Here is a 16,222-nt window from a genome sequence, read left to right as displayed (position 1 = left end):
CCAAAGATTTGAAACCCAAAAAAGAGCCTCAGGTGATATCCATCTTTTTAAGTAAAAATGAAGCGTTCATGTTTTTACAAATACCTTCTTTAAGGGTATAATCAAAATAGAGTTCATCATTTCTGATTTCGGTTTCAAAATAATAATTTTTAACCTCGGGCAGATCGGTGCTAATTTCACATAGACTTAAATCATGGGTAGCGATAATACCCGAAACATCCATAGCTACCAATTTCTCTATGAGCTTTTTAGAGCCGGCTGCCTTATCTACACTATTGGTGCCCTTTAAAATTTCATCAAGTATGACCAAATAGGTTCCTTTTTCCAAATTTTTAATAATAAACTGTAAACGCGTTAGTTCCGCAAAAAAGTAAGAACTATTCTCTGTGAGAGAGTCGCTGGTGCGCATACTAGTGATTAATTTTATCGGTCTATAAACACTTTCTTCAGCGCATACCGGCAGGCCAACATTGGCCATTACGATATAGGAGGACACTGTTCTCAAAAAGGTGCTTTTACCAGCCATATTGGCTCCGGTTACAATAAAAAACTCCTTATTTTTTAACTGCAAATCACTACAGACCCTATCATTCGAAGCAATAAGCGGGTGTCCTAAGGATTTGGCGTCTATCCTCATATCTGTTGTATTCGAAAGCTGAGGAAATGTAAATTCTGGGTGGTTATATGCAAAACCCGCCAAACTGTTGAAGCCATCATAAAATGCTACGGTTTCGAACCATTGGCTTACCAAATCTTTATGGGCAACTATCCATTTTTCAATTTTCATTGAATAATAGATATCCCATAGAAAGAAGCCATTCCCTAAAAAAGCAACAAAAACATTATTTCTATTATCTAATGCATCCAAGTGTTTAGAAAAGTCTTTAAAAACTTGAGATGCCTTCTGCTGGTTCGATTTGATTTTTTCCTTTTCAGAATTAAGAAGTACTGTTTTAAAATCATAATCCTCAATCTCTCTTAATAATAGTGCGTATTGTTGAATGGTTTCTTTTATCCTATTGGTAATAGCGCTCAACTTATTTACCCTTTTCACAAAAAAACCTGTCACTACCAGCCCAAGAAGAAGGCAAATTAAAATAGGCTGAAATCCGATTAGGTCAAAAAACGATGCTATAAAAAACGCAAAGGAAATAACCGTAAAAATTGCAGGCAACCATTTAAAATGAGCGGGTATAAACGACTGATAATTCTTCAACCAAGAGGTAATCGTATCATTTGAAGTATTAGAATTCAACATGCGGGCCAATGCCGTATATTTTTGTCGCCATTTAGGTATTTGAGCTAGCTCTTTTATAGCTTCTTGCCGCTCTTTTATGCCAATGATTTTATTCGAAGTCAATAAATCGGCCAGAAACTGTCTGCCCTCTTTTAAGCCTGTTCGATTTGCATATTGAAAAAACGAGCCTCTACCAAAAAGATCAATATCCGCACTGAAAAAGTGGTTTGCATCCAAAAATGCAGAACCATCCTCCCGATTCAAATAATCTCCTTTCGCAATTTGAAGTTCTTCTTCATTAAGGGTTTTAAGCGTTTTTTTTAAGTCATAACTTGTTTTTCGAGAAGCATAAATTTTGAGCAGTTTAATAAAAATTCCTATACCGATAATCGCAATTACAGCTGCTATTCTTGGGGAATCAGAAAAGAAATAAATAAGCAAAGCCGAAGCTATAAAAACGAACAACCTTAATAGGCTCAATAAGTTCAATCTTTTCTTATCGCTCTTTATCAGTGACTTAAGATTGGAAAGTTGTTCTTTATAGAACACATTTGGGTCTTGCATAAATTTGTATTGGGCGTTATTGAGTTTATAAACGCTCTTTGATAATGTTCTCTACCACTTCAGGATTTAGCAAGGTAGAGGTATCCCCTAAATTACCCATATCATTTGATGCTATTTTTCTAAGTATGCGACGCATAATTTTACCACTTCGAGTTTTTGGAAGCCCTGGCACAAACTGAATCTTATTTAACTTGGCAATAGGTCCTATATGCTCTGTGATTACCTGATTGATTTCTTTTTTCAAATTCTCACGGTCACGAGACTCACCAGTTTCTTTTAAAATTACATAGCCATACAAAGCATTTCCTTTTATGTCATGCGGAAAACCTACAATTGCAGATTCTGCCACAGCAGGATGCTCATTTATAGCATCTTCGATAGGTGCGGTACCTAAATTATGTCCCGAAACAATAATTACATCATCTACCCTACCTGTAATGCGGTAATAGCCAACCTCATCACGTAAGGCGCCATCACCTGTAAAATACATGCCTTTAAAAGCAGAAAAATAAGTGTCCTTATAGCGTTTATGGTCTCCCCAAATGGTTCGAGCAATTGAAGGCCATGGAAATTTTATGCACAAACGACCATCGACTTGATTACCAAATATTTCTTTGCCATTTTCATCCATTAATGCAGGTTGAATTCCGGGCATAGGTAGTGTAGCGTATGTTGGTTTTGTTGGTGTTGCAAATGGTATCGGCGAAATTAGAATTCCACCTGTTTCTGTTTGCCACCAGGTATCTACAATGGGGCATTTTTTATCTCCTACATGGTCATTATACCAATGCCAGGCTTCTTCATTAATTGGTTCTCCTACGGTACCCAAAACTTTAAGGCTAGAAAGGTCATATTTAGTTACAAAATCTAAGTTTTCTTTTGCCAAAGCTCTAATTGCAGTTGGTGCAGTATAAAATTGTGTCACTTTGTGCTTTTGAACAACGTCCCAAAAACGTCCAAAATCTGGATACGAAGGAACCCCTTCGAACATTACTGTAGTAGCACCATTAGCCAACGGGCCGTAAACGATATAGGAATGCCCCGTAATCCAACCGATATCGGCAGTACACCAATACACATCGTCTTCTTTGTACTGAAACACATTTTTAAACGTATAAGCGGTATACACCATATAGCCACCTGTAGTATGTAACATCCCTTTGGGGCGACCTGTGGAACCAGAAGTATATAAAATAAACAATGGGTCCTCCGCTTCCATGATTTCTGGCTCACAATCTGTAGATTCAGCATCCAAAAGTGGTAATAACCATTTATCACGACCTTCCTTCATCTGAATACTTGAATTGATACGTTTAGCCACCAAAACAGTTTCAATACCTGGGGATTCCTCTAAAGCATCATCTACAATGCCTTTTAAGTCGATTGTTTTTGCACCACGATAACTACCGTCTGAGGTAATCACCATTTTTGCCTCACAATCATTAATTCTTGTGCTTAGCGCGGTAGCAGAAAAACCTGCAAATACTACCGAGTGCACTGCTCCTATTCTTGCGCATGCTAAAACTGAAATAGCCAATTCCGGAATCATAGGCAAATAGATAACTACCCTATCCCCTTTATTGATGCCTTGCGATTTTAAAACATTCGCAAACTGACACACTTTAGCGTGCAATTGCTTATAAGTAATATGCTGGGCTTCTTCGTCTGGGTTATTAGGTTCAAATAGAATGGCTGTTTTATCACCACGAATATGCAAATGCCTATCAATACAGTTTTCTGTGATATTTAGTTGAGCACCATCAAACCATTTAATTTCGGGTTTTGTAAAATCATATTCTAAGACAGAATTCCATTTTTTGCGCCACATAAAGTGTTCTTCGGCAATTTCTTCCCAAAAGGCCTCTGGATTACGAACCGATTTGCGATATACCTGAAAATACTCTTCTAAATGTTTGATATGGTAGTTGCTCATTAACTAAAGTTTGAAACTTAAAAATAGTAAAAGCTAATGGTTAATTTTATTGTTCTCTGTTTATTTAAAAAGATAAAATAGTAAATTGTGTAACTCAACCTAATCAACCAAGTGTATGCGCAGTTTATTTCTATCTATCCTATCCTTTTTTATTGTTTTCCCAATCTTTTGTCAGTCCAATCTATCCAAAGAAACAAGAAAATATGTTTCTCATGAGCGGGGTAGTTATTTATTGCAAAATCTTACCTTAATAGATGGCACTGGCTCAGCAGCTAAAACCAATCAGGATATTATAATTAAAGGAGATAAAATCATACAAGTTGGTGTTGATTTAAAAACTCCAAATGGCGCTACAGTAATAGATATGACTGGAAAAAGTGTTATTCCTGGTTTAATAATGCTACACGAACACTTATTCTATCCTAAAAGTACTCCCGAACAAATTTATGGTGTAGACCAAATGAGTTATTCTTTTCCAAAACTTTATTTGGCAGCCGGTGTAACTTCTATGCGTACCGCTGGAAGTATAATGCCACAGGCGGATGTTAACATCAAAAAAGCAATTAATAAAGGTCAAACTCCTGGACCAAATATGGATGTAACTACGCCTCATTTAGATAGAGAAGGACTTAATATTTATGAATTAGGTCCTTTTGATAGCGCCGAACAAGCTGTTAATGCTATCAACTTTTATGCTGATATGGGTGTTACTTCGGTAAAAGTTTACAATTTCATTACCAAAGATGATTTAAGAGCCATTGTCAAGGCTGCCCATTCCAGAAATATGAAAGTTACAGGGCATTTATGCTCCATAACCTATCGTGAAGCAGCAGATATTGGTATTGATAATCTTGAACATGGTTTTTTTGCTAGCAGTGATTTTATAAAAAATAAGGTTGAAAATGAATGCCAACCTTTTGAAATGAACAAGGCTATGCTAGAAACCTCAGTAAATGCTAAGATAGTTTCTGATTTGATTACACACTTAGTAAGTAAAAAAGTAGCATTGACCTCAACAATCAATGTATTTGAACCCTACACCAATAGAGAAGTAGTGCCCGGAGGTGGAATTGATGCCCTTTTTACCAACGCAAAAGAAAAAGTATACAAAAGATGGAGCAGTAAGCAAGGAAAAGATTCTATTGATTATGTACGTTTTAACAAAGCAAAGGTGTGGGAAAAGCAATTTTTTGATGCCGGTGGGTTATTAGTAGCTGGCACTGACCCTACGTACGATGGTAGAATAGTTGCCGGTTATGCAAATATGCGTTTGTTAGAGCTTTTTGTTGAAATGGGCTTTACTATTCCGCAAACCATACAAATAGCATCATTAAATGGTGCAAAATATCTTGAACAGGAAAATTCTTTAGGTACAATTACTGCTACTAAAATTGCTGATTTAGTACTAATTGATGGAGATATTAGTAAAGATATTTCTGAAATACGAAATATAGAAACAGTATTTAAAAATGGTATTGGATATGATTCTAAAAAACTATTTAAAGCAGCTGAAGGTTTGGTAGGGATTCGATAATTTGATTAATGTTCGGCCGCATCTCCTGCTCCACTTGGGATTCTAATATTTTCTACAATTTCTTGAACCTCAGCAGGAGGCGGAGCAGTAAAACGAGAAATTACAATAGCAATAACAAAGTTTACCAACATTCCAACAGTACCAAAACCTTCTGGCGAGATACCAAACCACCAATCATTAGCGGTACTAGTCTCTGGATTGCCAATCCAACCTAATTTAAAACGTGCGATATAGTAACTCGTAATAGCTAAGCCAGCTATCATTCCTGTAATTGCTCCTTCTCGATTCATGCGTTTACTAAAAATCCCCATTACAATAGCAGGGAAAAAGGATGAAGCCGCCAAGCCAAAGGCCAAAGCAACCACAGAGGCTACAAAACCGGGTGGATTAATACCAAAATAACCAGCAACTACTACCGCAAATACCGACGATACCCTAGCAATCAATAATTCTTTTTTATCCGAAATATTAGGGGCAAATTGCTTTTTAATCAAATCATGCGAGATGGATGTTGAAATGACCAATAATAAGCCCGCTGCGGTAGACAGTGCCGCTGCTAAACCACCTGCCGCAACTAAAGCGATAATCCAGTTGGGCAGCCCTGCTATTTCAGGGTTGGCCAATACGGTAATATCACGGTCTACGTACAATTCGTTTCTAGTTGCACTTGAGTTGGTAATTAATCGCTGCCCTACTGCTCCCCGAGCTTCAGAAAACATAGGCTTTTTACCTTCAACTGCTGAACCGGGCAAATACTGAATTTTACCATCTCCATTTTTATCAGTCCAAGCAATTAGCCCTGTGTCTTCCCACTTTGTAAACCAATCTGGAATCTCTTTATACGGCGTATCTTGAACAGTTTCCATGAGATTAGTCCGCGCAAAAACCGCAATGGCCGGCGCTGTGGTATATAAAATGGCAATAAACAATAAAGCGTATCCTGCAGATTTACGGGCATCTTTTACTTTGGGAACCGTAAAAAATCGAATAATTACGTGTGGTAAACCAGCAGTTCCTAGCATTAAAGCGGCGGTTATAAAGAAAATATCTGTGGTGGACTTTGTACCGTCGGTATAAGCGGTAAAGCCAAGGTCCGTCATCAATCCGTCTAGCTTATCCAAAAGATATACACCATCGGTACCTGAAGAACCCATTCCTAATTGCGGAACAGGGTTTCCGGTAGCCATAAGGGATATAAAAATAGCAGGTACCATAAAGGCAAAAATCAACACGCAATATTGTGCTACTTGGGTATAGGTGATGCCTTTCATGCCACCTAAAAAAGCATAGAATAAAACTACCGCCATGCCGATATAGACACCCGTATTTACCTCAACATCTAAAAAGCGAGAAAAAACTACCCCCACACCGCGCATTTGCCCTGCTACATAGGTAAATGAAACAAATAAAGCTGCCACTACGGCAACTGTTCGAGCTACGTTTGAATAATAGCGGTCTCCAATAAAATCTGGAACCGTAAACTTTCCAAATTTCCTTAAGTAAGGCGCTAAGAGGAGTGCTAACAATACGTAACCTCCTGTCCAACCCATTAAATACACCGAGCCATCGTAACCTGAGAAGGCGATTATACCTGCCATTCCTAAAAACGATGCAGCGGACATCCAATCCGCTGCCGTGGCCAATCCGTTTGCCAGTGGGGAAACTCCCCCACCGGCAACATAAAATTCTTTTGTAGAGCTTGCTCGAGACCAAATCGCGATACCGATATACAAAGCAAATGTGAGCCCTACGATAATAAATGTCCAAGTTTGTATACCCATAGCTTATTCGTTTACCCCGTATTTTTTGTCCAACTTATTCATCAATCTCACATAAACAAAAATGAGTACCACAAAAACATAAATAGAGCCTTGTTGGGCAAACCAAAAACCTAGTTTAAAACCACCTAATCGAATGGTGTTCAATTGATCTACGAGTAGAATTCCAAATCCATAAGAAACTATGAACCAGATAAAGAGTAGAATGGAGAGGTATTTTAAATTTTCTCGCCAGTATTTTTTGCGTTGGGAGGAATCCATTTGGTTGGTTATTTCATGAAAGATATGAAAACCAAAAATAATCATGAAAAAAGATGCTTCGACAAGCTCAGCATGACAAGGAAACAATTGAATTCTATTATATAGTATTCAAGTAGGTAGATACATTTTGCCCAATACGTTCTTGAATATTGGTGATATCCGCCTTTTCGAAAGGCTCACCCATAATACTCTCGTACAGCTCGATATAACGCTCTGAGACCGAGTTGATATATTCATCGCTCATTTTAGGTGCCGTTTGCCCTTCCAAACCTTGAAAACCATTAGAAATTAACCACTGACGCACAAATTCTTTAGAAAGTTGTTTTTGAGCCTCGCCGCTATCTTGCCGTTCTTGATAGCCATCAGCATAAAAATAACGTGATGAATCAGGCGTATGGATTTCATCAATCAAAACAATCTCACCTTCTTGGGTTTTACCAAATTCATATTTGGTATCTACCAAAATCAATCCGCGTTGCGCAGCCAGTTCGGTTCCCCTTTTAAACAAAGCTTTTGTATAACTTTCTAGAACTGCGTAGTCTTCTTCGGAAACAATCCCCTTTCTAAGAATATCCACCTTTGAGATATCCTCGTCATGATCTCCCTTTTCCGCTTTTGTTGCCGGAGTTATAATAGGTTCTGGAAATTTATCGTTCTCCTTCATACCTTCTGGCATTGGCTCTCCACAAAGCATTCTTTTGCCTGCTTTATATTCTCTAGCGGCATGACCGGACATATAGCCACGAATTACCATTTCTACCTTAAAAGGTTCACAGGCTTTACCCACGGCAACATTGGCATCTGGTGTTGACATTAACCAATTCGGCACAATATCTTCGGTAGCCTGCATCATTTTAGTTGCAATCTGATTTAGAATCTGCCCTTTGTAAGGAATACCTTTTGGCATGACAACATCGAAAGCTGAAAGACGATCTGTCGCTATCATAACCAAAATATCGTTATTTAAAGTGTATACCTCTCTTACTTTTCCTTTATATACAGATTTCTGACCTGCGAAATGGAAATTGGTATCCATTATTGTGTTTGACATCATGAACTAGTTTTGGTGCTCAATATTCTTGTATGCGTCAATAACCTTTTTAACCAGTTTATGGCGAATTACGTCTTTATCATCTAGGTGAATAATACTAATACCCTCGGTATTCTTAAGAATCAAAAGTGCTTCTTTTAATCCGGAAATTACACGTCGCGGTAAATCTATCTGCCCTGGATCGCCTGTTAATAAAAACTTTGCGTTTTTACCCATACGGGTCAAAAACATCTTCATTTGGGCATGGGTAGTGTTCTGGGCCTCATCTAGAATCACAAAGGCATTATCTAAGGTTCGGCCACGCATAAAGGCCATTGGCGCAATTTGAATGGTGCCGTCTTCGATATACTTTTCAAGTTTTTCAGGAGCGATCATATCGCGCAAAGCATCATACAAAGGTTGCATATAAGGATCTAGCTTTTCTTTTAAATCTCCTGGTAAAAAACCCAGGTTTTCACCAGCTTCTACAGCTGGCCTAGTCAATATGATTTTTCTAACCTGCTTTTCCTTTAAAGCCTTGACTGCCAGAGCAACACCAGTGTAAGTTTTACCCGTACCTGCAGGGCCAATGGCAAAAACCATATCATTCTTCTTACTAGCATCTACTAGTCTGCGTTGATTTGCTGTTTGAGCCTTGATTAAACGACCGCTAACGCCATGCACTAAAACCTCTCCACTAGATTTTGATGAGTTCTCTTGTTCGCCATTACTCGTCAATACTCGCTCTATGGCATTTTCATCCAATTTGTTATACTTAGCAAAATGGGCCGTAAGCATATCGAAACGCTTATCGAACTCTTCTAAAAGTTCTTCATCTCCATACACTTTTATTTTGCTTCCGCGAGCAACAATCTTAAGCTTTGGAAAGTACTTTTTTAATAATTCTATATTTTCATTCTGCTGCCCAAAAAAATCTCGCGGGCTAATTTCGGTGAGTTCTAATACCAGTTCGTTCAAAGAAATTTTACTATTTAGGGATTTGTAGAATTTTGTAAAATATTGCGCAATGTTTTTGTTTAATTTTACATCTTAAACTTGTTCACAAACATAATTAAAAAAGGCTTTTCAAGAGCAAAAACATATTAACAGTACTACATGGCAATCATTACTTTAACAACAGATTTTGGATACAAAGACCATTTTGTTGCTGCCATTAAAGGAAACATTTTAAAAGAAGTGCCAGATGCTACCATTGTTGATATTTCGCATGCCATTTCACCATTAGACACCAGAGAGTGCGCTTATATTCTTAAAAATTCATATTCTCATTTTCCCGAAGGCAGTATTCATATTATAGGTATGGATTCTGAAGCGTCTATCGAAAACGAACATATTGTGGTGCAGGTTGAAGGGCACTATTTTATCGGGGCCAATAATGGTATCATATCATTAATCACAAAAGAACTAAACCTAGACCAAGTTGTACAAATTACCTTACCCAATGTTCAAGTGAATTCTTTTCCGGTGATCGAGGTGTTTGTTAGAGTGGCCTGCCATTTGGCAAGAGGCGGAAAACTAGGCGTGGTAAGCAAGCCCTTCTCTGGCTTAAAGGAAATTAAAGAGTTGGAACCACGGGTAACCAATGATGGCAAGACTATTTTAGGCAACGTTATTTATATTGATAACTACGGCAATGTAGTAACCAATATAACCAAGACCTTATTTGAAGCCTATAGAAACGGAAGGCCTTTTGAGCTAATAGCTAGAAGACAAAAAATAAAAGCCATTCATAAAAGCTATAATAGCTTTATCAATTATGAATTACCTGAAAATCAGCGCAATGGCCCTAGTGACCTACTAGCTATTTTTAATTCTTCCGGTTATATTGAAATCGCTATCTACAAAAGCGATTTAAAATCTGTAGGCGGTGCCTCTACCCTATTGGGGCTTACAAATGATGCCATGATAACCATAAACTTTTTATAAATGTTGGTCAGAATCGTAAAATTGACTTTTAAGAAAGAAAATATTTCTAGTTTTGAGCAAGTTTTTGAAGAAACCAAAAAGCAGATCAGAAGTTTTGAAGGATGTAATTTTCTAGAGCTGTATCAAGAAGCTGAAAAACCCAATGTATTTTTCACCTATAGTTATTGGGAAAATGCGGAAGCACTTGAAAAATATCGAAATTCGGACTTCTTTAAAGCCGTTTGGGCTAAAACCAAGATTTTGTTCGATGCTAAACCCGAAGCATGGAGCGTAAACAAAAAAGCTACTTTGAGTTAATACTATGCTAGCAATTTTTAAAAAGGAAATCCAATCTTTTTTCACTTCACCAATAGGCTATTTGATTATAGGCTTGTTTCTAGTTTTAAATGGGCTATTCCTTTGGGTTTTTAAGGGAGCGTTCAACATTTTTGATTATGGTTTTGCCGACTTGAGCAATTTCTTTTTATTGGCACCATGGGTGTTCTTATTCCTGATTCCTGCCATAAGCATGAAAAGCTTTTCAGAAGAGAAAAAGCTTGGCACTTTAGAACTGTTGTTAATTAAACCCATTTCAACCGCCAAAGTAGTATTTGGAAAGTTTTGGGGTGTTTTTGTATTATGCGTTCTGGCAATACTGCCCACCTTGATTTATGTTTACACCATCTCAAACCTCGGTATCACAGAAGGTAACTACGATTTAGGGGCGGTATTAGGTTCGTATTTTGGATTGCTTTTTTTAGTAGCCATGTATGTCAGTATTGGCATTTTTGCATCGTCTCTTTCCGATAACCAGATTCTTTCCTTTATTCTGGCCATTGCAATCTCATTTTTAATTTTTTATGGGTTTAATGCCTTAAGTGGATTGTTCACTGTGGGCGAAACAAGCGAATTCATAAAGTCTTTTGGAGCGAAAAACCATTTTGAAAGTATTGCCCTAGGGATTATCGACACGCGCGATATCATCTATTTTTTAGGGTGCACGTTTTTCTTTTTGTATTTGACCAATATTCGTTTAAAAAACTTGTCTAAATGAAAAAGGAATTTCTTGTAGCAATACTTAAAGCGTTAATTGTTTTGGTCATTCTAAATGTGCTGAGCAATTATTTTTTCAAAAGGTTCGATTTGACCGAAGATAGTAGGTATACCCTTTCAGACGAAGCTTATACGACGATCAATAAATTTGAGACGCCGGTTATAATAGATATTCTCTTAGAAGGCAACCTTCCTTCAGAGTTTTCTAGGCTTAAGACCGAAACTAATTTATTACTGCAGCAATTTGCCTCAAAAAACAGCAACATTAAGTTTGATTTTGTCGATCCCCTAGAAGATAGTGAGCAAAGAGAACAGACCGTAGCCGAACTACAACAGATAGGTTTAACTCCCGCGAACGTCACGATTGAGGAAAATGGCAAAGTGTCACAAGAATTAGTATTCCCTTGGGCAATGGTAAATTATAATAATAAAACGGTAAAGGTACCATTGCTCAAAAACAAGTTAGGTTCTTCAATGGAAGGTCGTATCAACAATTCTGTACAACAATTAGAATATGCATTTACTGACGCTTTTACCAAACTTGCCATTACGGAAAAAAAGCGCGTGGCCGTTCTAAAAGGAAATGGAGAATTAGAAGACATTTATCTGACCGATTACCTAAGTTCTATTCGCGAATACTATAATATTGGAGCGATAACATTAGACTCGGTTGCGAATGATGCCCAAAAAGTATTTGAACAACTCAAAGGTTTTGATTTAGCATTAATTGCAAAACCTACGGAAGCTTTCACCGAAGAGGAAAAATATGTTCTAGATCAATTCATTGTTAATGGTGGTAAATCAATTTGGCTTATAGATAATGTAGTCATAGAACTGGATAGCCTTTTCAACGAAAAAGGAAGTAGCCTGGCGCTACGACGTCAATTGAATTTAGATGATTTCTTCTTTAAATATGGTGTTCGTATAAATCCGGTTTTGTTGAATGACCTGTACAATACCCCAATCGTTTTAGCCTCCGGTGAAGCCAATGAGTCGCAGTATAATCCTTTACCATGGGTATATCATCCTATGGTATTTTCAAAAAATAATCATCCTATCAACACCAATATAGAAGCCTCTCGGTTTCAATTTGCAAATAGCATCGACACCTTATCAAACAGTAATAAAAAAACAATTCTGCTTCAATCGTCGCCTTTATCAAAAACGGAAGGAACACCCAGACCTATAAGTTTAAATCTTTTAAGCAAACAATCTGATAAGGAATCATACCTTAACAAAGGAAATTTACCTTTAGCAGTCTTAGTAGAAGGGGAATTTAGTTCTGCCTATACCAATAGAATTAAACCAACAAAACTGAATGGTAGTCTTGAAAAAGGAGTAAATAATAAGATGTTGGTTATTGCAGATGGAGACCTAATAAAGAATCAATTAAGAAACGGAAAACCCTTGCCTTTAGGTTATGATAAATGGACGAACAACACATATGGCAACAAGGAGTTTTTGGTAAATAGTATCAATTACCTACTTGATGATACCGGACTTATAAACATTCGCAATAAAAAAGTTTCTATTCCGCTCTTAGATACTCGAAAAGTGCAGGGGCAAAAATCAAAATGGCAGCTTATAAACATTGGTGCTCCCGTAATTTTAATAAGCCTTTTAGAAATTTGTTTTGCCTACTATCGGAAAAAAAGATTTAGCCCCTAAGTGTTGATAAAATTGTTTTTTAAGCAAGTACTTTTAAAATATCTTTGTCTTTATCGGTTTTGATTTAGAAACTTCAACTTACGATTTTTAAAACACCGTTCACTAAAATTCTTTTGATGAAATTTATTGTATCCAGTACGTATTTACTAAAACAACTTCAAGTATTAGGAGGGGTAATTAACAGTAGCAATACGCTACCTATTTTAGATAATTTTCTTTTTGATTTAAAAAATACCAAACTAACAGTATCCGCGTCGGATCTAGAAACTACCATGAGTTCTGTACTAAACGTAGATTCTGATTCTGAAGGCGCCATAGCCGTACCGGCACGATTACTATTAGACACTTTAAAAACGTTTCCTGAGCAGCCTTTGACTTTTATTGTTGAAGATAACAATACCATTGAGATTAGTTCAAACCATGGTAAATATGCATTGGCATACGCCGACGGTGCTGAATTCCCTAAAGCTGTTGAACTCTCTAACCCGAGTTCTACGGTGCTTTTAGGAGACATATTGGCAACAGCTATTAACAAAACTATTTTCGCCGCTGGTAATGACGATTTACGTCCCGTTATGAGTGGAGTATTTTTTCAGTTTTCACCTGAAAACCTAACTTTTGTGGCAACGGATGCCCATAAATTGGTTAAATACCAACGTTCAGATGTTACCGCCTCTGAGGTCGCTGAATTTATCATGCCAAAAAAACCTTTGAATCTGTTAAAAGGAATTCTGGCCGGCTCTGAATCTGAAGTAAAAATTGAATATAATGAGAGTAATGCAAAATTTACTTTTGACGATACCGAATTAATTTGCCGCTTAATTGATGGCAAATATCCGAACTATGAAGCGGTAATTCCTAAAGAGAACCCTAATGTACTTTCAATTTCAAGAAATCAATTCTTGAGTTCCGTTCGTAGGGTATCTATTTTCTCAAATAAAACAACCCACCAAATACGTTTAAAAATTGCCGGTGCTGAACTGAATATATCCGCAGAAGATGTTGATTATAGCAACAAAGCCGAAGAACGTTTGTCGTGCGCATACCAAGGTGATGATATGCAGATAGGTTTTAATTCTAGGTTCTTAGTAGAAATGCTAAACAATTTGTCTTCAGATGATGTTTCTTTAGAAATGAGTCTGCCGAATCGAGCGGGAATTTTAACTCCGGCAGATGGTTTAGACGAGGGGGAGAAAGTTACCATGTTAGTAATGCCGGTAATGTTGAACAGTTAAACTAATCGACCTTTACATACCAAAAAAGGCTAGAAATATTTCTAGCCTTTTTTATTTAGATAAACTTTATTGTCAAAAAGTTCGATGGAGATTCTCCGTTGGCCGCTTTAACTGCATTAACGATTGGCAGAATAAAACCTAATATACCAACTCCGATTAACCCTAGTATACCTAACCCGAATAACAATATTCCTGGAATACAGAGAATTATATACAAGAGCATACTTAATTGAAAGTTAACGATGGAGCGTCCATGCTCGTCCATTCCCTCAACATTATTCTTTGATGTTAACCAGATTATTAACGGAACTATAAAGCCCCCAAAGCCGGTTACATAATGTAATAATTGCGAGAGATGTGTTATTGCTAAAAGAGTATTGTCTTTTCTTAAAACTTGCTGATTAACTAATTCCATTTTTGATTGATTTTAATGATGATGTACTTATTGGTAGTTATTTAATAAAAATTGTTACAAAATCTTCCCCTTATTAATCTAAAACATTGATAATAAAATATTTATAAAAATTAACTTGAGTATTTCTAAATTGAGGCTTGGTAAACAAAAGGTGCTGCATTTTATCGATTTTTTATTCCTCTTAACGGGGAATAAAATTAATACATGATCATTGGGGTAAATTTATATTGTTCCCATTAACTAAAAATTAACAAATACATATTAAAATGAAAAAAGTAATACTTTCAGCTTTGGCTGTAATGACGTTCGCTTTTTATTCTTGTGAGGTTGAACCTCTTGACACCAACAATATTAATAGTGTTGATGGTAAAGGAAAAGTTAAAAATAAAGAACCAGAAGCTGAAACAAATTGTGACATATCACTCATACCTGATTTGCCATCACTTGTAAATGCTTGTACCACTGGAAAAGGTATTAATGCAAATGGCACCTTCTTTGATTTAACTGTTAGTGATACAGATTTAGCTGGCGATTATGGTGCATGGTGTGTAGATATTGATCTTGACATGGAAGAAAATGAATGTTTTGAAGCGTCCGTTTATTCCAGCTATGGAGATTTTCCAAGTTTTTATTTTGAGAATCCGGATAATTTTGACTTGGTCAACTGGATAGTGAATCAAGATTTTGTAAAAAAAGAATCAAACATTGGAGGTGATTTCACTTTTGGAGATGTTCAATGGGCAATCTGGGAATTAATCGATGATAACAATTGTCAAACTTGTGATGACCTTGGTGACGACTGGAATGAGGACAGAGGACAAGAGATAGTAGACGCTGCATTAGCTAGTGGAGAAGGCTATGAGCCAGGACCAGGAGAGGTATTGGCTATTATTTTGATTCCAAACAACTTCCGTCAGACTTTAATAATACCTATTCCTCTTGATTGCGAACCAGAATCAGAATGTGAAACCGCTTTTGCCTTTAGCGGTGACCAAGAAGATTGTTTCATAAACAATGGGTTTAATAGATGGGGATGGTCTATTGGTCCACTCGCCGAAGGCAGTAATGAAACCTATGAAATATATGCTGGTGCTGGTAAATGCGATTTAGGTAAAGGGGATTTAGTTGGTACGGTTGATGTAAGTTACATAGGTGGCGATGTAAATGTAACATATAACATTGACGGAGCTTACTCAATAGAGGAAACACATACCTATGCTGGTAATGCTATGTTTCCAACAGATAAAAAAGGTAAAGCCACAGTAGCGCCCGGACAATATGCTATACAAGAAAACTTATCCGGAGAAATTTATGTTATTGCACATGCTGTTGTGTGTGATTAGCATATTACAATGGCCATAATAATTTAAATTCCTTTTTGAATTATTATTGTCATAGGATGTAAAAACTAAGTAAAAGTGTTGGAGGTTATTCCAACACTTTTACTATATTAAAAATTTATTCTTTTTGGACGAGAATTCCTGACTAATGAAGTCTTTCCTAGTACTGATCACCTCTAGGTCATATACTATCAATAACTTTACCATACCTTCAAGAACTCGGAAACTATACTTTGGTGGGATGACTC

14 protein-coding genes are annotated in these 16,222 nt (G+C 36.9%); 7 read left to right on the top strand and 7 right to left on the bottom strand.

The features are described 5' to 3' along the window. Positions 1-28 precede the first annotated feature (28 nt). Together ACZ1GR_RS18020 and acs are read right to left on the bottom strand one after the other, a co-directional pair. On the bottom strand, positions 29-1,801 hold the full coding sequence (locus tag ACZ1GR_RS18020) for a MutS-related protein (RefSeq protein ID WP_472610234.1): 1,773 nt from the start codon (positions 1,799-1,801) through the stop codon (positions 29-31). 25 nt (positions 1,802-1,826) lie between these two features. Further along, positions 1,827-3,734, bottom strand: a complete 1,908-nt coding sequence (gene acs, locus ACZ1GR_RS18015) for an acetate--CoA ligase (protein WP_472610233.1) — start codon at positions 3,732-3,734, stop codon at positions 1,827-1,829. 115 nt (positions 3,735-3,849) lie between these two features. On the opposite strand from acs, the gene ACZ1GR_RS18010 reads away from it, so the two are divergent. Then, the gene (locus ACZ1GR_RS18010; protein ID WP_472610232.1) at positions 3,850-5,268 is read left to right on the top strand and encodes an amidohydrolase family protein; all 1,419 of its coding nucleotides are present in this window, start codon (positions 3,850-3,852) and stop codon (positions 5,266-5,268) included. Between the two features lie 5 nt (positions 5,269-5,273). Here the strand turns inward: ACZ1GR_RS18010 and ACZ1GR_RS18005 are convergent, their stop codons facing one another. From ACZ1GR_RS18005 to ACZ1GR_RS17990, 4 genes are all read right to left on the bottom strand, one after another. After that, the gene (locus ACZ1GR_RS18005) at positions 5,274-7,049 is read right to left on the bottom strand and encodes a sodium:solute symporter family protein (RefSeq protein WP_472610231.1); all 1,776 of its coding nucleotides are present in this window, start codon (positions 7,047-7,049) and stop codon (positions 5,274-5,276) included. Positions 7,050-7,052: 3 nt separating this feature from the next. Continuing rightward, positions 7,053-7,307 carry a DUF4212 domain-containing protein gene (locus tag ACZ1GR_RS18000; RefSeq protein ID WP_472610230.1) on the bottom strand — a complete coding sequence of 85 codons (255 nt, stop codon included), beginning with the start codon at positions 7,305-7,307 and terminating at the stop codon, positions 7,053-7,055. A 97-nt stretch (positions 7,308-7,404) separates the two neighbouring features. Further along, positions 7,405-8,358 carry a phosphoribosylaminoimidazolesuccinocarboxamide synthase gene (locus ACZ1GR_RS17995; RefSeq protein WP_472611836.1) on the bottom strand — a complete coding sequence of 318 codons (954 nt, stop codon included), beginning with the start codon at positions 8,356-8,358 and terminating at the stop codon, positions 7,405-7,407. A gap of 6 nt (positions 8,359-8,364) precedes the next feature. Next, entirely contained in the window at positions 8,365-9,315 is a 951-nt protein-coding gene (locus ACZ1GR_RS17990) for a PhoH family protein (RefSeq protein WP_377766651.1), read from the bottom strand. 138 nt (positions 9,316-9,453) lie between these two features. Between ACZ1GR_RS17990 and ACZ1GR_RS17985 the strand changes: the two genes are divergently transcribed. The 5 genes from ACZ1GR_RS17985 (at position 9,454) to dnaN (ending at position 14,219) form a co-directional block, all read left to right on the top strand. Continuing rightward, a complete protein-coding gene (locus tag ACZ1GR_RS17985) occupies positions 9,454-10,284 on the top strand; it encodes an SAM hydrolase/SAM-dependent halogenase family protein (protein ID WP_472610229.1) in 831 nt (276 codons plus the stop codon). Beyond that, the gene (locus ACZ1GR_RS17980; RefSeq protein WP_472610228.1) at positions 10,285-10,581 is read left to right on the top strand and encodes a putative quinol monooxygenase; all 297 of its coding nucleotides are present in this window, start codon (positions 10,285-10,287) and stop codon (positions 10,579-10,581) included. It begins immediately after the preceding gene. Positions 10,582-10,585: 4 nt separating this feature from the next. After that, positions 10,586-11,317: a gliding motility-associated ABC transporter permease subunit GldF gene (gldF, locus tag ACZ1GR_RS17975; protein ID WP_472610227.1), complete on the top strand. Its 732-nt coding sequence runs from the start codon at positions 10,586-10,588 to the stop codon at positions 11,315-11,317. After that, complete coding sequence (gene gldG, locus ACZ1GR_RS17970) at positions 11,314-12,984, top strand: gliding motility-associated ABC transporter substrate-binding protein GldG (RefSeq protein ID WP_472610226.1); 1,671 nt, start codon at positions 11,314-11,316, stop codon at positions 12,982-12,984. Before gldF ends, gldG begins: the two co-directional genes overlap by 4 nt. 116 nt (positions 12,985-13,100) lie before the next feature. Further along, positions 13,101-14,219, top strand: a complete 1,119-nt coding sequence (dnaN, locus tag ACZ1GR_RS17965; RefSeq protein WP_377766646.1) for a DNA polymerase III subunit beta — start codon at positions 13,101-13,103, stop codon at positions 14,217-14,219. A 55-nt stretch (positions 14,220-14,274) separates the two neighbouring features. On the opposite strand, the gene ACZ1GR_RS17960 is transcribed toward dnaN, so the two are convergent. Then, a complete protein-coding gene (locus tag ACZ1GR_RS17960) occupies positions 14,275-14,634 on the bottom strand; it encodes a DUF4870 domain-containing protein (protein WP_472610225.1) in 360 nt (119 codons plus the stop codon). A gap of 266 nt (positions 14,635-14,900) precedes the next feature. On the opposite strand from ACZ1GR_RS17960, the gene ACZ1GR_RS17955 reads away from it, so the two are divergent. Then, positions 14,901-15,977 (top strand): thioester domain-containing protein, encoded by a 1,077-nt coding sequence (locus ACZ1GR_RS17955; RefSeq protein ID WP_472610224.1) that lies wholly within the window; start codon positions 14,901-14,903, stop codon positions 15,975-15,977. The last annotated feature ends 245 nt before the right edge of the window (positions 15,978-16,222 follow it).

The organism is Croceitalea sp. W27 (assembly GCF_055693185.1).
This window is presented reverse-complemented; position numbering and strand designations above follow the sequence as displayed.